Genomic DNA, 25,527 nt, shown 5'->3' with positions numbered 1-25,527 from the left:
AGGTGCTCAATTGATTGATGTATCGTTTTCTCAGTTGATTAATCGCAAGAGATTCTCTTTGACAAAGTTTCGGCGTTCCGTTTCATCAGCAAGCACGACAACCCCGCGTCTTTCTATATATTCCATTAGCGTCTCAATATCCCCGATAAAATAATTAGAGGGGACGACTTCTGTCCGAGTTACACTGCCATTTTCATAGTCAAGAATAATTCTTCCACAAATAGCGGGTAAATTATTTTGCAAAGGGGCTTTGCCAATGAACTCACCCTCAATCGGTACACGAGCAGCAAGAGACAGTGCCTCAGTAAATTTTTCTTCGGCGATTTCTTTATAACTGCAACCAAAATGACTTTTCAGTGCTGACCAGAGTGTGATGGTCGCTTTGCCCTGATGTTCATGTGGCACGCTTTTGCCACGAGTCAGTACCAGTTGTTTGATGGCTTCTTGCTGTTCTACTGTAATACATCCAGCAATTTGCTTAACTTTTTTACGTGGTTTAGCTTTAACCTCACCCGTAGTCCAATACTCATAGAGAACATCATCACACTCTTCTTGATACTGAATAACTTTATCACGGATTTCTGACTTAACTTTGTTTGGACTAATGGTTGCCAACCACCCAGCAAGTTTACGAAGAGGTAAGCAAACCATTTTTCGTGATTTGCCATCATCTGCAACCATTTCGATTTCCGAAATAGTTGAAATAAATCTTTGTTTTAACTTAACAAACTGAGCAGCCCAAATCATTCCCATCCCTTCTACTATCGGCTTCATCGGGGTAAATGGTTCGCCGTTATAGTTGACGATATAAAGCTCAGCGCCATGGAACGGTACATTTATCGTGCAAACTGCTTTAGTTATTGATATATTATTCATGTTCGTTTCCTTCAGTGGTTCGGACAAACTTGAGGCCTTGACTATCCTAATTAGTCAAGGCTTCGCCTTTTCTACTAGACACAACATCAACCGCTTCTAGATTTAGCTATTAAATAAAATTTGATCAAATGTAAGTCTTTTTTAATCACGAGAGTTAATTAAATAATGTTAATCAACAACATTAGCTTTTTACCAATTATATTACCTTGCTTATTACTACATAAATAGCCATAATAATTCATAAAAAGGATATTAATGAACTTTTATGAATAAATCAAGTGCGAAAAAGATGAACATTAATGAAGAAGAGTTCTCAAGGCTTCCGTTTAGCCAAAAAATAACGATCCTTCGGGCGTATAAATCACTAACTCAAGCCCAACTTGCTTCATTGGTGGGTGTATCACAGAGACAAATAGCAGCTTATGAGTCAGGTAATGCTAAACCAAGAGGAAACACTTTGCTAAAGCTGGGATCTGTTCTTGGTAAATCTCCTATTCAATTAATGCATCCAGTTGATAATGTTAGTCGTCCTAGAATGAATGTGTCATTCATGCCAGTGCTAAAACATAATAGAATAATTGACTGGCTACACTATACTATGGATCCAACAGGAAATCGGACGATTTATTAGATGAATGTGTAGAGCGCGAAATAAAAACCATCCAAAGCTCTGGTTCATTTGCTTTAGAAATCGATGAACCTGCTATGTCAACTGTTGGGTCCAATGGAATATGCTTTCCCAAAAGGCAATAGTTATTTTTGATATATCTAAATGCAATGTACTTATGGATGGAGATTTTGTACTAGCAGTAATTAATCACAAACATACAATGTTTAGGCAATTTTTTATGGTTTAAAAGAATCTTCTTTAGCACCGTTTGATCAGCGTTACCCGATAGAAAAGATCGCTACCAATACTATTCCAAAAACAAATTTACTTATACCTGCAGTACACATTGATATATCTCTGCCTGCAATGAATAGATCCAGTAAGTTAATCATATGAAATAATTAATAAACTTAAGGATTTTGACATGGCAAGAGATGACCCACAATTTAATTTCAGAATGCCCCATGAAATTAAAGAAAAAATTAAACGGCGCGCCAAAATGAATGGCAGATCTATTAATGCAGAATTGACGCAGATTGTCCTAGATGCCCTTGATAAATCAGTTACCCCACAAGATTACAAAACCGATATTGAAAAACTAGTCGATTCTCAAGCTGAAGAAGTTAAGAAAATGGTATTCAATACATTACTTAAATTGTATGATAATAAAAATTGATATCCTTCCCACTTCAAAGCCTGTGATAAAAATATCCGCTTTATTGGTGCATTATCGCTAAGGCTTTCGCTTCCATCACCCGTATATCATTAAATAAAGCGCCTTTATCCTGATTAATACCCAAATAATCGATGACGTCGGATAACACGCTGTAATCCAGCCCTGTGGGGCCATTCGCCCCCATTCGCCACTGAGTACGAAGCGCATTAAAAGTAAGATAAGCCTCCCAGACATCTGGCCAAACTTCGACCTCGCTGTCTTCCGGCGTAAAACCAAAGGCAGCTTCAAAGTTGCGGATATCGGTCTCGGTCATGCCGCCATACATGGCCTCAACGACCGCTAGAAGTTTTTTTCGCGTTGGCCTAATAGTTCGCTATAATACGTTGTACTAATGGCGCTCGCAGCTGAGGGATAGTTGTCAAATAGCAGCTTTAAATTATCAGCGTGATAAGGCTCTTCAATCGCCCAGTCAGCAATAATCTGCTGGTAGAACTCATCAATCGGCATTTCACGCATGGTTTCCAGTTCACTCATGGCTTTGTGATTAAAGGTGAAGGTCACCACCTCTGGCTCTTTTTTGCCTGCCACCGGAATGAGGACATTGGCTTTAAACGTTGGCTTGGGTATCAATGTAAATTTCGCCATGCTGCATCCTTAATTATACTGCATAGATTTGCAAATCAGATTTAAGTGAGAAACGGGCTACCACGTTTTCAACCTCGTTGATAGCTGTATTGGGCACGCGCTGGAAAGAGACCGAAGCAGTAAAATAACGATCCTCACTGGCACGTTTATTGAAAAACGCATTGCCGTAATTTGCTTGCTGTCATCCAGTTTCATCAATAACTTACGAATAGGTAATTTTGCATCATGTGCAAAGGTATAAACCTGCGTGATACCGTTTTTAAAGGTATCAACGGTTTCTGCCTGTTCATCTTCCAAAAACTGAATTTCCTGCGTTTGCTGCTCACCGCCCTCCGTCGATAATGTCATGACTTGCGGCATCGCCTCCCATTCTTCCACTTTCTTCAAGCTTCCTTTAGCCCCACCAACGGGAAAAACGGCTTTATCGGTGGTATCGATTGATTCCAGTGTAATACTGGTATCAGCTGCTTTTCACTTTGAAAGCGCCTGACATTTTTTTCCAGCCACAATCAATCTGGACAATATCGCCCGTTTTAATACTGCCAATCGAATTGACAGTTAATACCGCCTCTGTCGCATTGGTAGCCGCCGTAATTGTTATCTCATCCGCATATTTACTAGCTACATAAACACGCGAACCATTAGGAATATTATATGCCATGATAAAACCTCATTATTGGCTGTTGAAAAACCACCATATGGCGGCAATGTTATATTGTAGAGTGACAACGATAAGCAACGCTGACGGGGAGAATATAATTAACCTGATCACAGATTGCTGGAAATAAACATGGCTCGCCGTTTAAAAAAAGATTATCGGTCAACGAAAAACCGTTTGTTAGAAAATTTATTAAACGATTAGCGACATTCATGACCAATGCGTCGCCCGTTCCTGCTTTGCCAACTACATTTATCTGTATGACACCGCTAAATACAGGCATATCGAGCGATAAACTCAAATTATTCGTTGTCGCTGGCATGGTGTGTAGTTGTAAATAGGGTTCATTGATATCATCGAATTCACAATTTGGCCAGGCAACCTTGATATTTTCAGACTCAGCAAATTGAGCAATATGTGCCCGTATCGCGGTATTAATGGTTAATGGGTTCATCCTTTACGCTCTGCGATGGCCTGATGAAAAAACTGCTGAAATTCTTGTGCCGTGAGCCGTACCATACCTTTCGGTGCCTGTTTTGAATGCCCCATCTCAAGTCGATAAGCATAAGGAACCACATTGGAAAAATAGACTGACTTCATGCCCACTTTAAACTGACCAATAACATGATTGCCCTCAGCTTGTGTTACCTCGCCACTTTTATCTATTCGTCCCGTTTCTTTCATTGGTACTTCATCAAACGTCACTTGCCAGTTGCCACGAAACCTTCCCCCCGTATACCCTGCAGGCTTCCTTTCTTTTCCTTTTCCCTTTCCGGCTATTTTAGCATTCACTTGCCAGATAGAAGGATTACCGACAGGCGACATCATGACTAACCTTGCAAGTATCTTAATGAATGTCACCTTTGTAACCACTTCCATTTTTCTTCTGCTTTACTGACAAACGCATTAATGGCGGCTGTAAAATTGTTTGTCATATCAAGCTCTCAATTGTGCAATGAAACAAATAGTTTGGCGTTGGGGCTTTATCTCTTTTACAGCAATCACTCGATGATTTCTGTTATCGATGATAATGATATCCCCCTGTTGAATATTACTCTTTGCATGCGCAATGAATTTAATATCACTGGTTAAAACGAGGGAATTGTCCACTTCATTGATAGCAAACTGTGTCTTTACTCCGACCGCCTTTAATACCATATCGGGTTCGATAATTTCCTGACCCTTTTTATCAACATAAAATTTGCCTTTTCTTTTTAAGACATACTCCATGCCGTACTGCTTTATCAAGCGCTCAGTCGTTTTACCCATTCGAGTATAAAGATTCATCATCACCTCACCGAAAAGGTGTTGATGGCAAATCCAGAACGTATATCTAACAAGCCATTAAGCAAACCATTTAACCAGGCAAATTTGGGTAAACCCGAATTTGTCCCCGAGGCATATTGGACCGTGATAGCCCCTCAATACGTTCTGTGGTCACTTCGCCCCTAACGTTGGCTGTAAATCTTCGTTCTCTGACTCAATCGCCAGCCGACACTGGGCCATAATGAGTTGCTTAGGGATGGCGTCATTCTCAATAGGCACACCGTCATAAAATAACCCTGTGCGTGGGAAGGATAGCGGTTGGGTTAAGTGGGTTCGTTTTCCTAACCATGGCTGTGACGTTAAATAGTCCATCGCACTCACCAGCATCGACTCAATATGTGAGCCATCAGTGGGTATATCAATTCCTCTTTCACGGGCATAGCGCTTTGGATCCTCAACGCTGGCATAACTATTAAATGTTGGCGAATTTTTATCCGAATCAATCATATTCACCTCAAAAAAAGGGACAAAAGTCCCCTTAACTTTATTTTTCTTTATGAAAAGTGATACTTTCTGTGGTGCGCATCTCACCATCTACTGTCGCAGTGACGGTAAATTGTCCTGCTGTACTGGCGGTTAATTTGACGCTGGACTTACCCTTTGCATCGGTTTTAGTCGCCGCTTTACTCAATTTTCCACCTGTGCTTGACCACTCAACATTGCCACCCTGAACAGGTTGATTATCTTTTGAGTAATCAAGTGAAATGGTCACCGCATCGCTGTTATTGGCTGTCGCGGTGGTTTTATCCACAGATAACCCTAAACTCGCTTCATGCTGCAATTTTATCATTACGCCTGCCGTTAATTTGTTACTGGTGAAATGTTTCTTCCAGTTGCCAGCTGTGCCCAATTTTGTCAGATCAGGATTAGTCCCTTTTGATTCATCCCAGCTGTAACCGAGCACGCCCACATTTACCACGCCTTCACCCCGATAGCCAACGCCTAAATTTTCCTGATCGTTGATTTCATAAGAGCGAAAATTAGGTTCCTGTGATTCCGTGATAGTGATAGCCCCTGGGACTAACCCAAATATAGCATCAACAGGCGCAGTATCGGTGACTAATACGGGTTTACCTAGCGTTCCAGGTTGGCCGCCGTAAATTACCACGCCTGCTTCTTCATAAACCTTGTTATCAATCGCCTGATCAACAATGTCAAAATAGGTTGTTGAGTGCATGACAAACAGATTGACACGGTTGAATTTATCCCCGTATTTGCGTAACCCCTTAGTGAGGGTCTTCTTGCCATCGGTAGCAATATTAGCTGTGACCATCATATCCGTATTAGCGCCAATCGCAGCCCCCAATGCTGCTAGGGAATACTTGATATAGCCCTCAAGCGAAGCATCAGCAGCATCCGTACCCACAAGCTCAGAAAATTCTGAAACATCCCTGCCACGTCGTTTAAATGACTCTTCGGTGATTTCATAGGGGCCATATTTCCAAGGGGCTTTAACGTCAACGGATTCTCCCGCACCAATTTTCTTACCGGTAACTTTATCCGTAGAATTCACGTCACGATGTTCAATCGAACCGCTTATCTGATAAAATGCCCGTTTACGTAAATCGCCTTCAATAAAAACATTATCCAGTACAATTGCGCCATTTGATGCCTGATTAAACACCTCAAGATTATCTTGTCTGCGCTCTAAAAATGCGGTTTGAGCCAAATCATTATAAATAATTAAATCACTATTAACCGTCGTTGCCATTATATTAATTCCTTACTTTGGTAATCCCAGATAAGCTTCACGACCGAATCGCCGGATATATGCGGCCTTATCAGATGAAGACATCTGAGAACGTTTAAAATGTGCGCCCCTGACTTACTATCCCTGAACCTGTACCGGATGCAGAAGGAAATAAATGGGGGCACTTTCTTTAGCGAATCAATCCACTCAGCGGGGTTAAAGGTGTACGGCCATCTTTACCCATAATCGGATTGTTTTCCTCATCAACAGCGACGGCCTGACCTTCGTCATTGATTTTAAATATGCCCTTGGCACGTAATATTAAATCTTCCTGAGCACTGGCTAACGCGCCGGATTGACTTGCAGCTGCACGAATTTCATCGCCTAAAACCCGACTGCGGAATTTATTGGCAAATTCTTCTGCCTTTTCCGCCCGTCGCTTCTCAGATTGTAGTTTTTTTCTACATCATGGCGCAATCGTTCCGTGCGCTTATTGATAACCTCGTCAATCTTGCCTTCGGCAATCAACTTCGCTTCTTCATCATTGTCAAAACGTTGCAAAATGCCTTTGACCTGTTCAGGATCGATTCCTTCAAAGCGCTTTAAATTATCAGTTTGCTTTTTGAGCAAACCGAGTAGTCACTATTTTTTGCCTTTAGTCCTGTCACCTGCTCATTAATCTGCTTATCAATAATAGCCTGAACTTCCGGTGTGATTGCTGTGCCGCTAGCCCCGCCACCACCATTCGGGTCTTCTACTGATGAATGATAGTTGCTACCGATGTTTAAAATGCTCATTATGTCCCCTTGGGATTTTATCTATGCGCCTTGCGCGTTAAATTACCTCAGCCCTAGGCCGAATTTAGCAAACAAAAAGGCCACCGAAGTGACCTTGATTGCTATGTATACTGGTTAAATTCCCATCCCAGCTTCTTTAAATGCCTGTCCATCTATCTTTCGTAATTGTGCCAAAGTAATAAACTCACCTTTATCGCTATAAAACTGGGCCGGATGCATGCCACCCTCTTTCATTAGCCGGTAGCGTACTTCACCAAATACCTGCTTTTGTCGCCAAGCGGATTGTCGTTGTATCCATTGAAGAAAGGTTGTCTCGGCTGGTGTTTGTCCATCCATCGAGGCCCGAGTGTTTTCGTCCATTTCATCAACATCAATTCCCAATTGACGCCATGATTTAGTGATCAATGTTTCAGTCGAACGACAATTCCAGTGAATTTTTCCTGGTCCTTGCAAATAGGGCACTTTATGGCCGATTGGCTTACTTTCAAGGGTATATTTCAATCGATCGCGAACAATACAGGCATGAGAGGTTTTGTTGTCCAGCGTCGATAACCACTGCTTACCCTCAAGGAGTTTTTTATTAGCCTCTGCAAACTGATTTCGGGCGGTGGCTTGTAGGTGATTAATTGCGGTTTTGGCAATACTGGTTGCATTTGCCCGACTGATTTGTAGTGCACCGTCTTTATAGCCTTGCTTGACATTACCACGTATTTTACGACCCATTTCTACAGCGCTATCGCCATTCAAATACCCATTGCGAACGGTATTATTAATGCGCGTCATGCGGTCTTTTTCCAGACCCTCAGCCCACTCAGATAACAGTTTTCCCTGCAATGGGCGCGCCATCACCGCTGCATAAAGCATATCTGTGGTGAGACTCATCAATGGATATTGACGAAGAACAACCTCTGGCATTAGAAAATCAAATAAAGCGGGATAATAATCTACCTCATATTGTGCATGCGCCTTCATCTCGCCCTTTAAAAGGGAAAACGCGTTGGCTACCGCATTTTTATTAATAGCCTTAACACTGGCGAGCAAAGATTCTAATCGCCTGACAGTAAAACTATCAGCATCGATATTGGCATCATCCAGTGCCACAATTAAGGATGCACTGAGCTGAGCGTCAAATGCATTCAGGGTGTTAACCATCTTTTTAGCAACCCCACTAGCATAACGACCAGAAAACAGCGAGTGAGCAAGTAATTCATCCATCAGGCGCTCATTCACCGTTCTCATCGCTCACCTATCATAGTGGGTTGCTGATTATTGAGTTCATCCACCACCACATCAACCTCATCAGCCGGATTGATAATGTCAAATTTTTGCAAGTTACGCACCAGGTCAGATTGACGAATGGCGCTAGATTGCCAGGCTGACACTATCTCACGTATCATCGTGCTATCGGCAATGTGATTGACCAAGTCCCTATTAATTTCAAATACGCATTTATCAGGTTCAGCACCCGCATATTCAGCGCACCACTTTAACCCTTTAGTTAAACCTTCTGAGACATTCGCGCAACAGATACTCAGGACAGATGTTTGTGCACTTAATTCACCCACTGATTGAATAACGGTTTTCACTTTATTATCAGCAGAAACTAATTGAGCGCCCAACCCCACCATATAATCACGCTTACTGTCCATCGCTTCTTTCGCTAGCATGTTAGGCTGTGCTTGAATGTAACCACAGGAACCTTGCTCAGGTAACAAAATGGGTGAGCGGGAGCCGACTAATATACCCTTTTTCTCTAACCAGTCACGCCATTCATCTTTCAAGCCGCTAATATAGGGTTGCACCTGACCACAGAAAAAACCGAATCTTCATAATCGGCGGAATTTCGATAATGACCCAAATTGATTTTGGCGAGTCCAAGTAACGGCGCTTCATCAATAGTGTGATCATTATTTTGAGCACCTATAAAGGTAAACGGGATCTCCTCCCAAGCACCTGAGCCACCGCGATCAGGGATATATTCAACATCTATTTGGTAAACACTGTTTCCTGCAGGTTTTCGATAAACGCGACAGATAAATTTCCCTTTTCAATAGCCAGAACACGATATTGAATGGTATCCTTGAATCCAAAACCGTCTTGTTCTTCTACTGTTTCACGTAATACCACCAGAGTTAAGCGATTACGACCATTAATGCGTTGCATTCGCCAGTTGATAATATCTTCGGCTTTGTATTGAAAAAAATAGACTTGCTTTGACTCGTTATTATAATCGACATATAAGCCATGTCGTCCCACTTCCAAGACGGATTCCAATGACGATTGGGCTAACTGATAAAGACTTGAACCCGCTCCATCAGCATCCTCTTTCAGATAAGCCAGTCTTTCATCAATCTCAACCAGCGGATCTTTTTTAAAAGCCATTCCTATCATCCCATTACGGGTATGACCGGTTATCGGATAAAACACCGCACGATCTTGATAATCGCTATTACGTTTCCTTTTGCGTTCTTTATTCGATTCTTCTAATATCGGCAGATAGTTTTTTACTGAATCATCCCCTTTACAAACTGTCCGAACTAATGCCCATTGCAACACAAACAATTTATATTCAGGACGGGTAAAATCAACACTAGACATACTCATTAGAATGTGGTTCCTAAATTAATCTCAAAGGCGGGACGCTGTTTATTTTTTCGGCTAATCGCAAAATATCGAAATGCATCAGCATCATGTGACGTAAAATCATGTAGGGGTTTATCTTTCCAGCAACCCAGCTTGTCATCCCACTCTTTGCGATAAGCTTCTAAATGAGCAACTCCATCGGCACATCGATGTTCATCAAATACACAATTTGGCAATATTTCACGTACCGCCTCAATCCCTTCATCAATGGAAAGTTTTGGCACTACATCAAATCGTATTGCATATTTCTGCCCATCAATCTCATAGCCTTCTCTGGCAATTTCACGCCTGGATTTTGCGTCAGAACCAAATTCACGATTATCAATATCATGAGGTGCATTGTGACTGGCGTAGGTATAGCCTTTATCTTTCAGTATCTTCATGTAATGCCGCAACCCTTCACCACTATTTGAGTAATGATCAATAATATGAAATTCATTTCCCACTTCACGTACAAACCATATTGACGTTGAATCACCTACCCCAATATCCCAATATGTATGTACTGGCAAATGGCTGTTATTAGGCAATGTCCCAATGCGTTTATTTTGATAAAGATAACGAAACTGCCTGGCATAGTAGGCGCCTTCTACTGATTGTTGGAAAGCTTCAGCGGGAAGTGAGGGATATTCCCGCTTCATATCATCACCAAGCGTTTTCTCTTTTGCGTAATACCAGGCTTTCTGTTTGTCGGTTAACCAAATGCCATGTTTGCCGGACAGCTCAGTGAAATAATCAATTAGCCGCTTTGGAATGGGCTCAACCGGATCAATTGCATAATTATTGTTTTCCCACCATGGGAAGAAAAAGAATTTCCAATCGAGCTGTGAAAGTTTTTTTACTTGAAGTTGTGCTTTTTCAGCAGACTGACAATAATCATAAAAGTAACCAGATCTTCCCTCGCCCGTGCTTTCTATAGTGACAAAGCAATCATTGGATACCGCTTCAAAAGCACCAGTTACAATTTCACGTGCCTTATCAGGATATTTTGCACAAATCTTGCCAAATTCAGAAACATGCAGATAACGCAATGTACCACCGCGAAATGAAGTACTAATGTAAAGTGAACCCCCTTTATGGAATACCAGCTCACCCGCTGAATCATTACTGGCTGGGTTAGCCGCTTTTATTTCAGCCGGTAGTCGCTCATAAGCGTATTTGGTTTTTTCTCTGAATAATCGCCTAGCATCATTAAGAGTATGCGCAATTAATGCACACCTGGCAGATTCAAATAACGCCGCATCAAGCTGAATAATACACACTTCAGTCGTAAACCCTAGCTGACGCGCCTTTAGAATGATATTTCTGGTATGCATTCCTTCAAAATAGAATAACTGCTCAGGGGTCATGTCAAATCGAATTGGTTTTCCGGTTTTATCCGTTATCCAATAAAGATGATTTAGTCGCCAAAGCTTATCGCGCAATAAAGCTAAATGTTGTGGCTTCATAGTTATTTTTGTGAAAGTTCGTCCATAAGATTAGATAACGTTCCGACCACATCATGCTCATTTTTTACTTGTTCTCTAAAAGCCTGTACTGAGACATGCTTGCCAAGTAACTCAAGGTTTTTAACTTTATCTGGCCACTTTACTTTTTTGAGCAATGCTTCTGCACCATCAACTCGTATGGCTGCAATATCTAAACCGCTTAATGTTGTCCGCCAAACTTTAGGCCAATCTTTGATCGGTCTTAAATCGCCAGAATCGGTCAGAATATCGAGTACATCCATTTGGTCGATCTCAACCAGCCGCTTAAGCACGTAGTCAGCATTAACCTCAATGCGATTCTTACGTTCTTCCATGAGGGTTTGTATGCGTTTTTGAATGTTGAGTTTTGCTAAGTTTTGGCATGCGATATCTTTTGCTGTTTTTTCACTGTACCCGGCTCTAATTGCTGCCTGAGTCGCATTCAAATCAATCAGGTACTCGCGACAAAATGCTTCCTGCTTGTCTGTGAGTGCCATATCTTTACCTTGTTTGTTTTAATTTAAAAAATTTCACAATATGATCAGTGTATTTAATGAATGCCAATAAGAATATTATGCTGGTTTGATTTGTGTAACATCGGGAATATTTGAGACAGCACATCGAATAAACTTACATAAAATGCTGATAATTTCACTTTTATAGAATTTTTATTATTTTACAAAAAAGTTATTTAAATGTTAAATTAAAGAGATATTATTAGTAATAATATTCATTTTCTTCTGGGGGATAAAACATGAAATCATTATCCAATGCATTGATTATTTCGATTGGTTTTTTAAGCATTAGTCCTTTTTTTTGCTGTAACCCAAGAGCCAATAATCGATTATCCTACTGAAGGTACAAATAACGCTGAATGTTTAAAATTATATCATAAGAAACATAAGTGCTTTCTTTGTCCTGAAGGTCACGGTTATTGCGCTAGCCCATCTAGACAGAAACAATAATAAACCAATCATAACTATTCTTACTTTGAAGAGGTTCATCACAAATCTACCACTGTTTTACTGAATTTCTTCCCACCCACTGTTTAGCTACATCAAGACAGTTGGCCATCATTTTACCGCGTTGTGTTGATTTAGATTGTCGATAGTATCTAATAGCTTCATTTGTTGCTAAACTGGCTACAGATAGAGAAAAACCAAGCTTCATTAACTCGGCCTTGACATTCGTCTCAATGAATTGTTCAGGAGTCATGCTTGACTTTCTCCATTTGGCGTATCATCAAATCCTGGTAGTCTTAATTGAGAAAGTGCCATAATTGTTTTTTCTGCTTTACGTATCTTATTCAGATGACGCTTACGTAGGTTCATTAAGTCGCTTCCCTTTCTACCAAAATTGTCAAACGACCATTTATTTGCAGCAACCAACCTGTTTTGCATTTCGCCAATCGTTAATGATTTCAATCCTTCCATATCTAACAGAGCAAGATTTGCTGGGTGGCTTTCTTTTTCCGCTAAATCCAGTAACCACTTACGCAGTGCTTTAGCAACTTTGGTTTTAGATAACATTCCGATTAGATGAGCACCACGAACTGAATAAATTCTTATTTTTTTATAGCGTAACTCATTGTTTTTATTAGTCTCGGTCAAATTGACCGTCCTTGACATCTCATTTGTAAACTCATCTTTATTCCTGTTAAAAATGCGAGTAATAGAAGATTCGTCCTTGTATTCCAGTAAGATAGATAGTTGTTTATTAGTGAACCAGATTTTCCCGTCACCGTTATTAAAGGGAGCAATATTGTGTGTTTTAAATGTTAATACATGATCCATGATGTCTTCCTTACTTAGGTAATGAACCTTTGCCACATAGGAAATCAGCCCATCGAAGTGACATCAGCAAAACTGATTACCTCAAAGGCTCATTCCTAAATAACGGGTTCGATGTTTGGATTAGTTGCGCATGTGGTACGCTGGGTGGTAAGTTTTAAAATTGTTAATTAATAGATTTTAACATTGCTCATAGTTGTTACTGCTTTCATCGTACTTTTCCTTACAGAAAGTCGAGCCTGCTCACACAGAAAAGCCGCCCACAGAAAAGTACCATTTTAAACGGCAATTCTCAGGCTCGACTTTCTGTTAGGTTCTGTGTTTGATTAATGCGCAGTGAGGGCGCAGTAACGAAAATTAGTTGAAATATTTAATATCTGAACGATACTTTGAATATTATTTCATTAACCAAATAGGAGTTACAAATGAGACTATTATCAAAATCAATAATTATTTGTTCTATTCTATCTACATGCTTAACCGCATTAGCTCAAGAAAATAACCAAGAGCAGTCCCAAACTAAAAATGAACCAAAATATTTTTGTGATACTCAGTTTGGAAAAACTGAAGCATTAGGTCATTTCATCCAGCCAGATGGAGAAGTGCAGCTTATTTGTCCAAGATAAAAACTGGTAATATTCGTTTTTAATATTTTCTTGCAGAAGATTTATCTGCTTTTAGTTTTTAACCAATATTTTCCAAGGCGAAATAATCTTGTTGAGCTATCTCACTAAATTGTGGGGTGGCTCAATCATATCATTTAAATTTTTATAACTACTTTCTTCAATTCGCCTTATCGCCTGTTTGTCAAGATTACACAGCTCAATCACTGTCAGTAACTGCTCATTGAGTACCAGACTATCACGCCATGTCATCATATCTGTGATGGCTGGCGGTAAGCAATCAGCGAGTAGGTAAGGGGGTATCGGAATGTGAGGCGTCTGAACGTATTCGTTTCGTGTGCTGCTGCAACTCGACAATAGCCCCATGAGGAATAATGCGATTGGCACAATCCTGATGGACGACATGCGTTTTAATTGCTGCTTGTGTTGCCTGAGAGTCAACTGCTTTACGCTGACGGGTCTCACTATTAATTCGTGCAATATCATTGATTACCTTCATTGACTGAAAAGCATTAGTGGTGATGGCTATCTGTTTATTGAGGTCAACGGTGAGGTTTTTATTTAATGCCTTGACTTCGTTTAAGGATGTCAACAACCAAGACGCCCAGACGATTAACCCCACAATAATCACTACGCCAAATGCGTAAGGTCTCCATAACATATTACGCTCTCTATTTCCCGACGGGTCATTAATCCTTTCCACTTTCTGCCATCGACATAAACCCAGCGTTTCATTTCTTCACAAGCGCCTTTTCGGTCATCAGCGTTGAGCTTTTTGAGTAATGTCGATTTGGCAAAATTTCCCACACCCACGTTGTAAGAAAATGAATAAAGCGCTGCTTGAGTCAGTGTGTTGATATTGACCTTGACCAGCGGGTCAACATACCGTTTAACCACCTTCAAATCGTCATCAAGCCACTTATCACAATCTTCTTGTGTGTAAGTCCGGTTACGGTGAATATCGTTACCTGTGTGACCGTAACAAACAGAAAGCACACCGCCACCATCGAAATAGGGCTTAAGTCTCAGCCCTTCGAAATGGGTTATCATGCTTGACGCTAAAAGCAATGCACTACCGCCTGTTGCCATCAATATTTTTTTCGGTATTTTCATATTGACGCTCCTTAAGTTTGTACTCCTTTTTGCGGTAGTACACGTTGATTAAAAATGTCCCTATCGTGCAGACAATGCCTACTACGGCTACCCACTGCTCAAGAGTGAAGAAACCCAAAATAGTGGTCATAATGCCCCAGAGATAGGCTGTGGGAGTTGAGTATTTTTCAGACATGTGCATATACCCTGCCGTTGAGGGTTCCATTGCTTTGAATAATGATGAGTTGAAAGATTTTTTGTGCCAAGACCTAATTTTGCTCAGCATTTAAATTGTCAATTTGATAAAATTTATTCAGCTATTAATTTTAGTTAATGGCTAATCACTAAAAATTATTGAGGAAATAGAATGCAGAAATATCAAAAAACTTGCTTGTTGAAATGAAATATACAACTAACATCGGTTCTCCTGAAGCATTACTTAATGAAATTAATGTATTAAAGATGATTATTACTAATTTATTTTATAAGCTGCCAGAAAATCAACGTAAAGAGATGGTTAATGAAATATCTGCACATATTGAAAACAGCGTAGTGAAAAATATGCTCGACAATTTTAAACTCGTTGATAAGTAACTTTACAATTTGTTTTAAAATTAGACGTTGCATTTTTTACATGCGTTAAATCTAAAGCATTTTGAAAAATAGCATCCACACTATCTTCTGATTTAGTACAGCAGTTCACATTATTCATCTTTGTGAACTGTTTTTCCAATTCACCAATTCTACTTTCTAATACTTCTATACGTTCGTCCATATTTTTTATCTCATGTTTAACCATTGAACAGGGAGCCAACCGCGTTACTGGTTTTAATTATTCGATCTGTCAGTTTTGCGGCGGCGTAAACGAAAAGCCCCACCATCAACAAGGGGTGTTTCTTCGTAAGTCGATCTTTTCGTTGATCTTTTTTTGCTCAAGAATATAATAACGACATATAGTATATGTTTTGAATACTAAATACTATATATAGGAATCCCTGATAGCGACAACTATCAGGGACGGAAGATAAAACGACAAGGTTTTACATGTGATCACGCATTTAGTTTATTTCACTTGGTGATCTGTGTAAAGCCCTGTTTATATACAGGACTGATTTTAATGAATAAGAATATTTGTCAAAAGCCTCATCGCTACAACCAGTTATTTACATCTCTTTCTAATAATCAAGGTCAAAATAGTCGTCATAAATGTGCGGGATGCGCCTATGAATTAGGTCGTCACCATGCGCTTACTGGAGCGCAAAAAGCTTATGACGACTCAGTTTTAACTCAAATTTCAGATAGTCAAGCTGGCGCTGTTCGTCATAAAGATGCTTTTGAGTCATATAATCACGGCTATCAATCCGTTTTCAAAATAGCATAAAAAGTAAAACCCCACGCTTTCACGTGGGGCTATGCACTACTGGCTTATTTACCGTATGGATCGTGCGAATTCACAAAAAAAGTAGTGCACCAACAAGATATAACTATTTGGGTGACAACACAAGTCAAAAAGAATCGATAATTAATTTTATTTCGTGTCTAAATTGTCTTTATAAACACAGACACTATCACAATATCATTATTTTTACGATCGTAAAGTTATTTATTTAATTCTTTGAACAAATTTATCCATCTCTAAATTAATATTAAGCATCATCAACATTCCCTCAATTACCCCTTCCGCTTTTTGTAATTTTTTACCAATATGTGTATCTGAGCAACTATATTGTCGAGCTAGCTGAATAAAAGTTTTTCCAAAAACATAATACTCAAATAATAAATCATGAATATCGCGATTATTTTTATTTAGTTTTGCTACACAGCTGGAGATTATCATTGCGTCATCTTCACAGCATTGCGGCCTAGATTTTATTTTCTTTGGTATCACGCCTTTAAAACCAGCTGCTATGTGAGACCAGGCTACATCGTAGGGATTATCAGCAACCCATGCCCCCCATCTTTCAAGTACTTGCTGTATGTCTCGCATTAATATTCTCCAATACATTATATCAAAGTTCTTTTATTTTCTTTCTATATTTATTGCGAATTTCTTTTAATATTTCAGGCGTGTATTTAATTATTTCGTTATTATTTTCTAATTCTATTACTTTATTAATTCCTATTTTATTAATTAAACCTATTCTATATTCAGATATAGCGCCTGATTTATGTGTATTACATGCAGAACATTGCTTATGACAATTATTTTCATTAAAGCGTATTTGTGAAGCTGAGGCTGTTGTTTTGTAATGACCCGCATGATAACTAATTGCTGTTTTACTGCCACAGCTAATACATCCCTCGTTTTTATCTCTTTCTCGAATATAATCGTTAAATACTCTTTGCGTCATGCACAGCCAATGCGACAGCGGTTTTAATGCTGTCTTTCTTTGCTTTAATTGACGTCTTTCTTCGATAACTCGCTTTTTAGCTAACTTATCTAGATGTTGACGTGCATATTGAATTGCGCATTGATGATTGCAAACAAGTTGAAGTGATTTTTGAGAAGTGAATTTATTCTTGCAGATTTTACAGATTTTCGGCCTCAGCTTTTTAGCTGAGTTCATATTTTATAAGTTTCCGAATGCGATTAATAACCAAAAAATGATAACAAAGATGATAAGAAAAATTAGCCAATTATCCATCTTGCTCTCTCTTAAGTTTCATGTATTGAGAGTTATCAGGTATCGTCACAAAACAACGTATGCCAATCGCCCAACATTCCACTTTTTGCATAAAGACATGCATTTCCCCCGTATCAAGTTTTGATGTCCTCCTGAGCGTTCTGACGCGCTCTGGCTGCTGTGTGGTCACATCGATACGCTCTACAACTTCATAACCTAAGAATGTATGTTTCAACATTTCTTTCACCTGCTCTGCGGTAAAGTTAGCGTTGTTAGCACACAAATACTTACTTAACTCTGCACACCACAAATGAAAAAGTGAATTTTGCGATAATGAACGGGTTTTACGGTAAGGCTTGATAATGAGACGATGAGGTTTATTTGTTGCTAGAGCTGCTTTTAAGGTTTGCCAGACGTTTTGTTTAGTTGATTCGTGAAGGATTATATTATCCTCCATATTCCTCCTTCATCCACTTATTTAATTTATTAAAAACCTTTCTACTTGCTCTAACCTGTTTTTTGGTGGGCTTTAAACGAAAAATATAATGTTCAGTAATATAATCAGTCTCAAATTTTACTATCCAAAACCTTTTGTCTGTTTTAAATTTTTCGTCAACATAATAAATTTCACGATTTATCTTCAAAATGCACCTCCTGTTATCTTTATTTCAAGAAAATATCGTTAAACAAGACAAAAAATAAATATATCATTGAGATAGCTAAAGATGTAACAGCCACTACTGACAAAAACCTCAAAGAATTAATAAGCCACGTACTGCTGTCAGTTGTGATAGTTAACATTATCACCGACATCGCAACACCTAAAAAGCAAAATAGATTCATGCTAATTCTGTAAATAAAGTTAATTATTTCATGCATTACCAGTCTTCCTTAGGAGGCTCAGGTAATGGCATCCAATAATCCGGCTCGAAAGTTAATTTTTCATCTTTATTACAATGATAAATGAAAGTACTATTCTCATTCTCTCGCCAGCCAACTTCAATTTCAAAGTCATCATTACAACGCTTACAAATTAAAACCAGTTCGTCTACTAATGGCAATCGTTCTTCACATTTAATCCACTTCATCATTAATCTCCTTACAGATAAAATTTATCAACTTGATTTGAGCTTGCTTTCCAGCTTTTACATTGATAGCAGTCCAGTAGTAACCTATCTCGCTAAATTGCATTTTGAACATGGACGGCTGGGATAACATTTTCAGGCAATCTTTTTCTGATAGTGCTCTGTCGCTAAAGCGCTGCCAATGCACAGGTTCGCCGCCATCCTTAACAAGGGTTGCTTCAATTTGGTATTTCATTGGGGGGGTCCTGATTAAATCGTTGCGCCTTGAGCGTAGCGCCTTAAACTTTGTTGATGAGATGATTGTGAGATTGCTCCTGCTTCCTGTTGATTGGTATCGATAAAATGACCGTTTTTAAACTCCTGATAAACCGTACCCGTTTTGCCAAATCGATTTTTGGTTACAATAATTTCAGCATACTTCGCTGAGGGTGAATTTTCGTTATAAACCCCGTCACGATACAGCATGATAATGCTGTCTGCATCTTGCTCAACGTTGCCAGAATCCCGTAAATCAGCGTTAACTGGGCGCTTGTTTGTCCGCTTTTCAACCTCTCTTGATAACTGGCTCAATGAGATTACGGGCGTTTTTAATGTTTTTGCCAGCCGTTTCAAATTCGCGGAAATATGCGCTATCGCAAGGTCATTTCGTTCAGCTCTCGGTTTATCAATTAATCCGAGGTAATCAACCATGATTAACGACAGTTGGGGATATTCTTTTTTTTGTCTGGTGGCAACAGAGGCTATCTGCTCAACAGTAAGTTTACTTGCATCCACTATCCATACATCTAAATCATGCAACAAACCAATCGCACCAGTTATCTTATTCCAGTGTTCCTGCTCTAATCGTGAGGGATTTCTCAACATTGAAACGGGGAGATTTGACGCCTGGGCAATCTGTCTTTCAATGATTTGGCCTGAATCCATTTCCATTGAAAAAATAAGCACGCCACGCCGCTGATTTATGTCCCTGATTTCCTGACTGGCAACACTTCTGGCAATCTTCAATGCAAATTCGGTTTTCCCCATACCCGGTCTGGCAGCAACAATCACTAAATCCACCGGATTAATACCTCCCGTTATCTCATCCAGCTCACTTATACCTGTTTTTAAGGCGCTTGACTGTTCACCGTTTTGTAGACGATTTTCCAGTAACTCGGTGTAATCACTAATAAGTTCCTTCAAATTTACAGGCTTGATTTCTTCTTTCGAAGTTCGCAATTTTGTCGCTTTCGACAAAAAATCATCAATAGCCTGCGTGGCTGACTGGATAGACCCATTAGCAACAACATCCTTGACCGAATTTATCATCGCTAAAAATTCCCGTCGTTGATAATTCTCAGCAACCATTTTTGCATAACCTTTCAAATTGGCTGCACTCGGGCAATCTTTAGCCATCGACATAACCTGAATAAAATTACCCTTTCCCATCTGTTCAGCCACCATCACCATATCAATCATGCTTCTGGTTTTAGCCTGGCATTGAATTATTTTGTAGATTTCACGACAGAAATGGGAGGAAAAAGCATTAGGCTCAAGCGTAGACAATACATCACTGGCGTCTGGCGTTAAACCTGAAATCAGCAAACCCCCTATCACGCTTGCCTCAAGTTGATAGTTGACCATGTTAATACCCCCTATCGGCAAACTTCCCTTCACGAACGCCTGTTAGCGTGGTTTCTCTCAGCAGGTAATCAATATCCGCTGTCCAGCCCGTGTTGTTCTCACCAAAGTAAAACGGCTTTGCCATGCCAACGAATGCTCTCACGTAGGCTCGCCAGCCATCTAGGTTTGGATTAGCCAGTAAGCCAACAATTTTCTTCAAACGGGTTTTACGCTTGGGATTGGCTTCAACAGCGTGGGGTAGTCTGTCACCCACTTCCTCGTTGTAGGCAACCAGATAATCGTTGTAGTTCAGTGTTTGGGGTTTTCGCTTTTCAGGTCTAGCCAATCCTTCCCCTTTCACCTCGTGAGGGGTAAGGGGTGTATTATTATATTTTATATCTTTTGTAATATTATCTTTTGTGTTTGACTGTTTCGGTAAAACCCTTTTTACTGTTTCGGTAAAACTTTTCTTTACCGTTTTAGTAAAGCTTTTACTGTTTCGGTAAATATCCGTTTCCCACTCAGATAACTTCTTGTTAATACCAACTTTTCTCCCTTCCTGAACAAGGATTTTCATCTTGATAAGTTGATTCTTAGCGGTAGAGCATTTTGTCGAATCTATTTTTGTCATCTTTTCGAACTGAGTATTACTAATCCAGTCCAACTCCTTGTGATAACCATAGGTTTTTCTCCATACAGCTAACACAATATTTAATTGATGCTTTGTTAAATTAGCTAACATGATTGCATCAAGAATATCATCCGGTATTTGGGTATACCCATTTTCAATCTCAGCCACGGCATTCTCCCTGACTTCCTTTTTAACTCTGTAATCATCAAGACTGGTGACTGTTGCAGCCATTTTTAACTCCTTGTAACTTTCTGAATTCTGCTACAAACCGATGTGCGAAACGCTTATTTTTTGAAGCAGCAACCAATAGCCCATCAGGACTATCTGGATGGGCTTTTTCTTCATAATTTTTATTGATAAATCGGCGTTTATTTGCCATAATGACCTCGCTGAAATTGAAAGAAAAAAGGGAAAACTGCCGTTTCCCTTCTCCTTGAAAGGTAACCCAAACTTAAAGTTGGATATGATGTTTTCAGGCTCCATTGTTTTGTAACTCTGGAGCTTCTTTTTTTGGCAATCTCAAATGTTCCAGCATATCTATCAGCTTACGTATCTCTTCACCTGAGATATTTGTGATGACCACTCCCTGCGTCGATGAATTAGGCACACTCACCACATGCTTAGGCAAGCCGTATTCTGAAACTACCTGACAGGCTAATTTAAATATTCTGGTTTTATCCCGACTCGCTGTTGATGGGTGAATTCCTAGTGATTTGGCAAACCCGTTATTACCCCCTTCTGATGCCATCTTCTGGTAGAAGTAAGATTCTAGATGCTCTGGTTTGCAAGTGATTTTGATAGTATTTGAATATTCCATGGTTATAATCCTAAAGTAATAAAATTCCCTACCTCAATATTCCTATGAGGTTGTGGTGGCTCCAAGAAAGCCTAGAGCGAGTCAAAATGTTAAAGAACAGTGTTATTCAGAGAGTATTTTGCTTATCAGCAGGGATACCATCTGTTGGGTTTGGGTAAAGATCTGGACGAAGTTCATGGGGAAGAACCCCTGTAGCATAATGTATGGGAATTACCCTTTTTGCAGGAACTATACCTTGGTACTTAGTTCTCCAACTGCTAACAGCCATTCCAGAAACTCCGATCATTGCCCCAAGCTTTCTAACAGATCCTGCTTTTTTTATGGCAATTTCAAGCGCTGTCATGTAAATCTCCTTATTTAGGTAAATATAGTAAAGCATAGACTTACATATTAAGTCAATTTTTAATTTATTGATAATATAAAGTTAAAGTTTACAATGCTATTCATGAATACAAGAAAAATATCAGAATCTCCTTTAGTTCGGAGACTTACAGAATTAAATGATAGAGGCATGTCTAAATCTGAAATGGCTAAAATAGCAGGAGTAAGCAGACAAGCCGTAAATTCATGGTTCGTAAAGGGCAATATAAGTAGAAATTCAGCTATATCAATAGCTGAAGCTGCTGGCGTTTCCCTAGAATGGTTATATGGAGAAGAAGTTGATGAACGACAGGGATTACGCCAAAATGAAAAAGAACTATTAGATATTTTTAATCAATTACCTCTAAATGAACAAGAAACCATGATTTCTGCTTTTAAATTGAGGCTTAAAGAATTAGATAAATTTGTTGAAGAATATATTAAACGTAGAAATAAAGACGAAAATAATAGATTAAGCTAACCAAAGTAAAAATACCCTATCCTTTAAAGTAACCGTCATATTTTGGCGGTTTTTTTGTTTCTAAAACTCAATAATTAAATTTTAGATTGACATTTAAAGTAAATCTATGGTTTACTTTGTTCATCAACTCACTGCAACAGGCAAACGCCAGACAATACCACCAGTTATCTGAAACTTTGCCAGACGTTGCTAAGTAGCCAGCCTGAGGCATATGAACATGAAGGCAAGTGTAGTCATCAGTAACTAAGCATTATTGCTCTTTAACATCTTAGAAGGGATTCAGGCACTCTTGAATCAACCATCATTGAGTGAGTTTTGGTGTGGCTATATCACAGCTAAAACTTACTTTGGAGGTCAAAATGACACAGATTACCGTCATCAAACGGACTAACTACGCCCAACGTAGATATGAACGTAGAGCTGCATTTCTGGCTAAAAAACGTCAGGAAGCAGAACAAAAATGCCAAATCCGTTCTACAGAGCAAATCCTTGATTCCATATTCAACAAGCAGGATGACACCGTTAATACCATTGCATCACTCACTCTCAATCTAAAAGACAAAAAGCCTCAGCCTTCATTTGATAACTGTTGCTTACCGAATACTTATCTCTATTCTGCGAGAAGATACTCAAAAAACCGCAAATCAAATAGCATACAGACAAAATGATTTGATAGTCTTTGCAGCAATCTTATCCTACACTTAATTCCATAAGTTTCAGATAATAGTATTCCCTCCCGATGGGCTGGGAATTTATAAATCTCCCAATTTCAGGGAGGCCAGGTTGTTAAAGAGCGGTTAGTTTATTTCTTCATTGGGAATAGCATTGGTAAATCAGGCCAAAGTTCGTACGCCTTAATTAAGCCATCTGTAGCATTAACAATTGTCATTACTCTCTCAGGAGAGATTTTTTCACCTTTCAGCCATTTATGAACGGCTGGTTGACTGACACCACAGATTTCGGCTAATTTTCTTTGACCACCAACTATACCAATAGCTTTCTTAATAACAAGATTCATAAAAAATCCTTCAGAACCTCAAGCTATAACTATATATAAACCAAGTTATACAAAAAATCAATAACTTTGGTTCTTTGAAAAGAAATAACCGGAGTTATATAATATTTATATGAAAACTTTTGCCGAACGTTTAAAAGCTGCTCTTAACGGTGCTGGTATGTCACAAGAGCAATTAGCCAAAATAGTGGGAGTTTCACAACCTGCTATAGCCAAACTCATATCAGGAAAAGCTAAATCATCAAGAAAAGCATTTGATCTAGCTTTAGCATTAAAAATTAATCCGATATGGCTCATACATGGGCAAGGAAGTATGCATTCATCAGTAGATGATTCCAACATTCCTCCTGAAAACGAATGGATTAAAGTATCAACATGGGATAGTAAAGATCCCTTAGACAATGATGAGGTGGAAGTACCGTTTTTAAAAGATATTGAATTTGCTTGCGGTAATGGTTGTTTTAATGAAACTGATTATAATGGATTTAAATTAAGATTTGCTAAATCTACACTTAGACGAGTTAATGCTAATAGTGATGGAAGTGGTATAATTTGCTTTCCTATTAAAGGAAATAGCATGGAGCCATTAATTCCTGATGGCGCTACCGTATCCGTCAATTGCAACGATAAAATTATTATAGATGGAAAAGTATATGCTATAAATCAAGATGGTTGGAAAAGAGTAAAGCAATTGATAAGATCGTCTCAAAATGAAGTCATTATCAGGAGTTACAATCGAAATGAGTATCCTGATGAAGTGGCACCAATAGATTCAATAGATATAATTGGCAAAGTATTTTGGGTGGCTATGCTAATTTAATTATACCTACAAATCAAAATCCTCTTCATTGAGGATTTTTTTATTTATTCTCTTAAATATCTTCAAATAAAAAAAGTTATATAACTTATATCATAAAACTATTGACAGTATATATAACTATAGTTATTATTAACTTCATCAACTCACTGCAACAGGCAAATGCCAGACAATACCATGAGTTATCTGAAACTTTGCCAGACGTTGCCAAGTAGCCAGCCTGAGACATATGAACATGAAGGCAAGTGACGACAGTTAAGCAGTACCGCTCTTTAACACTCTTTCGCTGAAAAAGCGTAACCACAAAACACCCAAACAGTCGGTTTTGGGGTGTGTAAAATAACCAAAATACAGCCATAAAGTTGAAACCAACACCAGGATACTACCAATATGGCTGTAAATTTGACTGGTTAGCCCTATCACACACCACCAAAACTTATTGTCAGGAGGTAATATGTGTAACTTTCATGGTTATGATAATGCTCGTCGTCGTAGAAATGAGCGTAGAAGAGCCAGGCAAGCAGCTTATGAATATAACAAAGCACTTAATATGGCACTGAAAGCAGCCTTAAATCGAAGTAAACCCTCTCAGCAACAAACACTAACAAACACTAAACGCCCTATCCTTTCACTAAAAAGAAAAGTGATTAATCGTGTAGAAAAAGCAATATCAATTCGTCCTACTAAAGTGTATGACACATTTAATAACTGCTGTCTTCCTATTGCAGCTTTGTATACTTCCAGACGGTTTAATAATAAACCTAAATCGTATTTCGGAATCACTGCTAATTGATAAATAACGGAAGAAGGAACGACTAAAATGACTTTTGCATTTCCGAGAATTTATAGCACAAATTATGCAACACAGAATGGAAAATTCTTTGCTCGGCGTGGCAACATATGGATACAGATTGAGCGATACCTTCCTTGTATTATTGGAACACTAAATGAACCACTTGAAGTCACGGCACATCGTTGGTTAAACGAACTTGAACAAGGAAATATTAAGGTTAAAAGGGCTATAGGGAGTACGGGAGGTATAAAAAATAGCTCGTATAAACTCACCAACGGTGAGCTTAGATGTGTCAATCCCATTGACTTAAATATCAATACCAACTGAATTCTTACCCAGTGAAAAAACCTAGACCTAACGGTTTTTTTATATTCTAACCCTAAATCAAATTTTGGAGTCACCGCTAACTG

General features: G+C 39.0%; 40 protein-coding genes and 3 pseudogenes. 9 read left to right on the top strand and 34 right to left on the bottom strand.

Annotated elements, in window-relative coordinates; genetic code table 11:
- Window positions 1–30: 30 nt before the first annotated feature.
- The gene (locus LDL57_RS06445) at window positions 31–876 is read right to left on the bottom strand and encodes a phage antirepressor N-terminal domain-containing protein (protein ID WP_225507317.1); all 846 of its coding nucleotides are present in this window, start codon (window positions 874–876) and stop codon (window positions 31–33) included.
- Between the two features lie 265 nt (window positions 877–1,141).
- Here LDL57_RS06445 and LDL57_RS06440 point away from each other — a divergent pair, with 265 nt between their 5' ends.
- Both LDL57_RS06440 and LDL57_RS06435 read left to right on the top strand, forming a co-directional pair.
- Window positions 1,142–1,507, top strand: coding sequence for a helix-turn-helix transcriptional regulator (locus tag LDL57_RS06440; protein WP_225507314.1), 366 nt, complete (start codon window positions 1,142–1,144; stop codon window positions 1,505–1,507).
- 403 nt (window positions 1,508–1,910) lie between these two features.
- A complete protein-coding gene (locus LDL57_RS06435) occupies window positions 1,911–2,162 on the top strand; it encodes an Arc family DNA-binding protein (RefSeq protein WP_180560426.1) in 252 nt (83 codons plus the stop codon).
- 40 nt (window positions 2,163–2,202) lie between these two features.
- Here LDL57_RS06435 and LDL57_RS06430 read toward each other — a convergent pair whose 3' ends face one another.
- The 16 genes and pseudogenes from LDL57_RS06430 to LDL57_RS06355 form a co-directional block, all read right to left on the bottom strand.
- Window positions 2,203–2,475 carry a DUF1799 domain-containing protein gene (locus LDL57_RS06430; RefSeq protein WP_225505409.1) on the bottom strand — a complete coding sequence of 91 codons (273 nt, stop codon included), beginning with the start codon at window positions 2,473–2,475 and terminating at the stop codon, window positions 2,203–2,205.
- A gap of 26 nt (window positions 2,476–2,501) precedes the next feature.
- Complete coding sequence (locus LDL57_RS06425) at window positions 2,502–2,807, bottom strand: phage tail assembly chaperone (RefSeq protein WP_180560424.1); 306 nt, start codon at window positions 2,805–2,807, stop codon at window positions 2,502–2,504.
- 57 nt (window positions 2,808–2,864) lie between these two features.
- Window positions 2,865–3,245, bottom strand: a complete 381-nt coding sequence (locus LDL57_RS06420; protein ID WP_255653918.1) for a phage tail tube protein — start codon at window positions 3,243–3,245, stop codon at window positions 2,865–2,867.
- Between the two features lie 22 nt (window positions 3,246–3,267).
- Entirely contained in the window at window positions 3,268–3,468 is a 201-nt protein-coding gene (locus LDL57_RS06415) for a hypothetical protein (RefSeq protein WP_225507312.1), read from the bottom strand.
- Between the two features lie 49 nt (window positions 3,469–3,517).
- The gene (locus tag LDL57_RS06410) at window positions 3,518–3,919 is read right to left on the bottom strand and encodes a phage tail terminator-like protein (protein ID WP_180560422.1); all 402 of its coding nucleotides are present in this window, start codon (window positions 3,917–3,919) and stop codon (window positions 3,518–3,520) included.
- Window positions 3,916–4,400: pseudogene (locus tag LDL57_RS06405) on the bottom strand (hypothetical protein). The gene LDL57_RS06410 and the pseudogene LDL57_RS06405 overlap by 4 nt, the downstream one beginning before the upstream one ends.
- 1 nt (window position 4,401) lies before the next feature.
- Complete coding sequence (locus LDL57_RS06400; protein ID WP_225507219.1) at window positions 4,402–4,755, bottom strand: hypothetical protein; 354 nt, start codon at window positions 4,753–4,755, stop codon at window positions 4,402–4,404.
- A 147-nt stretch (window positions 4,756–4,902) separates the two neighbouring features.
- Window positions 4,903–5,238 (bottom strand): DnaT-like ssDNA-binding protein, encoded by a 336-nt coding sequence (locus LDL57_RS06395; protein ID WP_225507310.1) that lies wholly within the window; start codon window positions 5,236–5,238, stop codon window positions 4,903–4,905.
- Between the two features lie 37 nt (window positions 5,239–5,275).
- The gene (locus tag LDL57_RS06390; protein WP_225507309.1) at window positions 5,276–6,502 is read right to left on the bottom strand and encodes a major capsid protein; all 1,227 of its coding nucleotides are present in this window, start codon (window positions 6,500–6,502) and stop codon (window positions 5,276–5,278) included.
- 12 nt (window positions 6,503–6,514) lie between these two features.
- A pseudogene (locus LDL57_RS06385) lies at window positions 6,515–7,278 on the bottom strand (hypothetical protein).
- A 114-nt stretch (window positions 7,279–7,392) separates the two neighbouring features.
- On the bottom strand, window positions 7,393–8,517 hold the full coding sequence (locus LDL57_RS06380) for a putative phage head morphogenesis protein (protein WP_225507307.1): 1,125 nt from the start codon (window positions 8,515–8,517) through the stop codon (window positions 7,393–7,395).
- A pseudogene (locus LDL57_RS06375) lies at window positions 8,514–9,882 on the bottom strand (DUF4055 domain-containing protein). Before LDL57_RS06375 ends, LDL57_RS06380 begins: the two are co-directional and overlap by 4 nt.
- Window positions 9,882–11,369, bottom strand: a complete 1,488-nt coding sequence (locus tag LDL57_RS06370; RefSeq protein WP_225507215.1) for a terminase large subunit — start codon at window positions 11,367–11,369, stop codon at window positions 9,882–9,884. The pseudogene LDL57_RS06375 and the gene LDL57_RS06370 overlap by 1 nt, the downstream one beginning before the upstream one ends.
- Window positions 11,370–11,371: 2 nt before the next feature.
- Entirely contained in the window at window positions 11,372–11,884 is a 513-nt protein-coding gene (locus tag LDL57_RS06365) for a terminase small subunit (protein WP_180560413.1), read from the bottom strand.
- Window positions 11,885–12,398: 514 nt separating this feature from the next.
- Window positions 12,399–12,602, bottom strand: a complete 204-nt coding sequence (locus LDL57_RS06360) for an NUDIX hydrolase (RefSeq protein WP_180560412.1) — start codon at window positions 12,600–12,602, stop codon at window positions 12,399–12,401.
- Window positions 12,599–13,180 (bottom strand): BRO-N domain-containing protein, encoded by a 582-nt coding sequence (locus LDL57_RS06355; RefSeq protein WP_225507305.1) that lies wholly within the window; start codon window positions 13,178–13,180, stop codon window positions 12,599–12,601. The genes LDL57_RS06360 and LDL57_RS06355 overlap by 4 nt, the downstream gene beginning before the upstream one ends.
- 422 nt (window positions 13,181–13,602) lie before the next feature.
- Here LDL57_RS06355 and LDL57_RS06350 point away from each other — a divergent pair, with 422 nt between their 5' ends.
- Window positions 13,603–13,803 carry a hypothetical protein gene (locus LDL57_RS06350; RefSeq protein WP_180560410.1) on the top strand — a complete coding sequence of 67 codons (201 nt, stop codon included), beginning with the start codon at window positions 13,603–13,605 and terminating at the stop codon, window positions 13,801–13,803.
- Window positions 13,804–13,899: 96 nt separating this feature from the next.
- Here the strand turns inward: LDL57_RS06350 and lysC are convergent, their stop codons facing one another.
- From lysC to LDL57_RS06330, 4 genes are read right to left on the bottom strand one after another with little or no spacing between them, the layout of a single operon-like run.
- Entirely contained in the window at window positions 13,900–14,166 is a 267-nt protein-coding gene (lysC, locus tag LDL57_RS18290) for an Rz1-like lysis system protein LysC (protein ID WP_441293616.1), read from the bottom strand.
- Window positions 14,081–14,461 (bottom strand): DUF2570 family protein, encoded by a 381-nt coding sequence (locus tag LDL57_RS06340; RefSeq protein WP_180560409.1) that lies wholly within the window; start codon window positions 14,459–14,461, stop codon window positions 14,081–14,083. The genes lysC and LDL57_RS06340 overlap by 86 nt, the downstream gene beginning before the upstream one ends.
- Window positions 14,431–14,913, bottom strand: a complete 483-nt coding sequence (locus LDL57_RS06335) for a lysozyme (protein ID WP_225507207.1) — start codon at window positions 14,911–14,913, stop codon at window positions 14,431–14,433. Before LDL57_RS06335 ends, LDL57_RS06340 begins: the two co-directional genes overlap by 31 nt.
- On the bottom strand, window positions 14,873–15,088 hold the full coding sequence (locus tag LDL57_RS06330) for a phage holin family protein (RefSeq protein WP_310740167.1): 216 nt from the start codon (window positions 15,086–15,088) through the stop codon (window positions 14,873–14,875). The genes LDL57_RS06335 and LDL57_RS06330 overlap by 41 nt, the downstream gene beginning before the upstream one ends.
- Window positions 15,089–15,291: 203 nt before the next feature.
- Between LDL57_RS06330 and LDL57_RS06325 the strand changes: the two genes are divergently transcribed.
- On the top strand, window positions 15,292–15,486 hold the full coding sequence (locus LDL57_RS06325) for a hypothetical protein (RefSeq protein WP_180560092.1): 195 nt from the start codon (window positions 15,292–15,294) through the stop codon (window positions 15,484–15,486).
- Here LDL57_RS06325 and LDL57_RS06320 read toward each other — a convergent pair.
- On the bottom strand, window positions 15,467–15,667 hold the full coding sequence (locus tag LDL57_RS06320) for a hypothetical protein (RefSeq protein WP_180560093.1): 201 nt from the start codon (window positions 15,665–15,667) through the stop codon (window positions 15,467–15,469). The genes LDL57_RS06325 and LDL57_RS06320 overlap by 20 nt on opposite strands.
- Before the next feature lie 342 nt (window positions 15,668–16,009).
- On the opposite strand from LDL57_RS06320, the gene LDL57_RS06315 reads away from it, so the two are divergent.
- Entirely contained in the window at window positions 16,010–16,273 is a 264-nt protein-coding gene (locus LDL57_RS06315; protein ID WP_225505424.1) for a hypothetical protein, read from the top strand.
- 222 nt (window positions 16,274–16,495) lie between these two features.
- Here LDL57_RS06315 and LDL57_RS06310 read toward each other — a convergent pair whose 3' ends face one another.
- The 11 genes from LDL57_RS06310 to LDL57_RS06260 form a co-directional block, all read right to left on the bottom strand.
- Window positions 16,496–16,879 carry an antiterminator Q family protein gene (locus LDL57_RS06310; protein WP_180560095.1) on the bottom strand — a complete coding sequence of 128 codons (384 nt, stop codon included), beginning with the start codon at window positions 16,877–16,879 and terminating at the stop codon, window positions 16,496–16,498.
- 22 nt (window positions 16,880–16,901) lie between these two features.
- Window positions 16,902–17,459, bottom strand: coding sequence for a recombination protein NinG (locus tag LDL57_RS06305; RefSeq protein ID WP_180560096.1), 558 nt, complete (start codon window positions 17,457–17,459; stop codon window positions 16,902–16,904).
- Between the two features lie 70 nt (window positions 17,460–17,529).
- Window positions 17,530–17,973 carry a recombination protein NinB gene (locus LDL57_RS06300; protein WP_180560097.1) on the bottom strand — a complete coding sequence of 148 codons (444 nt, stop codon included), beginning with the start codon at window positions 17,971–17,973 and terminating at the stop codon, window positions 17,530–17,532.
- Entirely contained in the window at window positions 17,963–18,160 is a 198-nt protein-coding gene (locus tag LDL57_RS06295; protein ID WP_180560098.1) for a hypothetical protein, read from the bottom strand. Before LDL57_RS06295 ends, LDL57_RS06300 begins: the two co-directional genes overlap by 11 nt.
- A 234-nt stretch (window positions 18,161–18,394) precedes the next feature.
- Complete coding sequence (locus LDL57_RS06290; RefSeq protein ID WP_180560099.1) at window positions 18,395–18,607, bottom strand: DUF551 domain-containing protein; 213 nt, start codon at window positions 18,605–18,607, stop codon at window positions 18,395–18,397.
- Entirely contained in the window at window positions 18,591–18,836 is a 246-nt protein-coding gene (locus LDL57_RS06285; RefSeq protein WP_180560100.1) for a DUF1187 family protein, read from the bottom strand. The genes LDL57_RS06290 and LDL57_RS06285 overlap by 17 nt, the downstream gene beginning before the upstream one ends.
- A 14-nt stretch (window positions 18,837–18,850) precedes the next feature.
- Complete coding sequence (locus LDL57_RS06280) at window positions 18,851–20,224, bottom strand: replicative DNA helicase (protein ID WP_180560101.1); 1,374 nt, start codon at window positions 20,222–20,224, stop codon at window positions 18,851–18,853.
- 1 nt (window position 20,225) lies between these two features.
- Window positions 20,226–21,065: a replication protein gene (locus tag LDL57_RS06275; RefSeq protein WP_225507301.1), complete on the bottom strand. Its 840-nt coding sequence runs from the start codon at window positions 21,063–21,065 to the stop codon at window positions 20,226–20,228.
- Window positions 21,040–21,213, bottom strand: coding sequence for a hypothetical protein (locus tag LDL57_RS06270; RefSeq protein ID WP_180559268.1), 174 nt, complete (start codon window positions 21,211–21,213; stop codon window positions 21,040–21,042). The genes LDL57_RS06275 and LDL57_RS06270 overlap by 26 nt, the downstream gene beginning before the upstream one ends.
- Window positions 21,214–21,306: 93 nt before the next feature.
- Complete coding sequence (locus LDL57_RS06265; protein ID WP_225507299.1) at window positions 21,307–21,582, bottom strand: hypothetical protein; 276 nt, start codon at window positions 21,580–21,582, stop codon at window positions 21,307–21,309.
- Window positions 21,583–21,757: 175 nt separating this feature from the next.
- Window positions 21,758–21,994, bottom strand: coding sequence for a transcriptional regulator (locus LDL57_RS06260; RefSeq protein WP_180559266.1), 237 nt, complete (start codon window positions 21,992–21,994; stop codon window positions 21,758–21,760).
- Between the two features lie 168 nt (window positions 21,995–22,162).
- Between LDL57_RS06260 and LDL57_RS06255 the strand changes: the two genes are divergently transcribed.
- Both LDL57_RS06255 and LDL57_RS06250 read left to right on the top strand, forming a co-directional pair.
- On the top strand, window positions 22,163–22,492 hold the full coding sequence (locus tag LDL57_RS06255; protein WP_233458132.1) for a helix-turn-helix domain-containing protein: 330 nt from the start codon (window positions 22,163–22,165) through the stop codon (window positions 22,490–22,492).
- Between the two features lie 359 nt (window positions 22,493–22,851).
- The gene (locus tag LDL57_RS06250; RefSeq protein ID WP_180559264.1) at window positions 22,852–23,160 is read left to right on the top strand and encodes a transcriptional antitermination N peptide; all 309 of its coding nucleotides are present in this window, start codon (window positions 22,852–22,854) and stop codon (window positions 23,158–23,160) included.
- 134 nt (window positions 23,161–23,294) lie between these two features.
- Here LDL57_RS06250 and LDL57_RS06245 read toward each other — a convergent pair whose 3' ends face one another.
- Entirely contained in the window at window positions 23,295–23,510 is a 216-nt protein-coding gene (locus tag LDL57_RS06245; RefSeq protein WP_180559263.1) for a transcriptional regulator, read from the bottom strand.
- A gap of 109 nt (window positions 23,511–23,619) precedes the next feature.
- On the opposite strand from LDL57_RS06245, the gene LDL57_RS06240 reads away from it, so the two are divergent.
- Both LDL57_RS06240 and LDL57_RS06235 read left to right on the top strand, forming a co-directional pair.
- Window positions 23,620–24,327 (top strand): XRE family transcriptional regulator, encoded by a 708-nt coding sequence (locus tag LDL57_RS06240; RefSeq protein ID WP_180559262.1) that lies wholly within the window; start codon window positions 23,620–23,622, stop codon window positions 24,325–24,327.
- 451 nt (window positions 24,328–24,778) lie between these two features.
- Window positions 24,779–25,117 carry a hypothetical protein gene (locus tag LDL57_RS06235; RefSeq protein WP_225507297.1) on the top strand — a complete coding sequence of 113 codons (339 nt, stop codon included), beginning with the start codon at window positions 24,779–24,781 and terminating at the stop codon, window positions 25,115–25,117.
- The last annotated feature ends 410 nt before the right edge of the window (window positions 25,118–25,527 follow it).

Origin of the sequence: Arsenophonus apicola (assembly GCF_020268605.1) — a bacterium.
GTDB lineage: Bacteria > Pseudomonadota > Gammaproteobacteria > Enterobacterales > Enterobacteriaceae > Arsenophonus > Arsenophonus apicola.
This window is presented reverse-complemented; position numbering and strand designations above follow the sequence as displayed.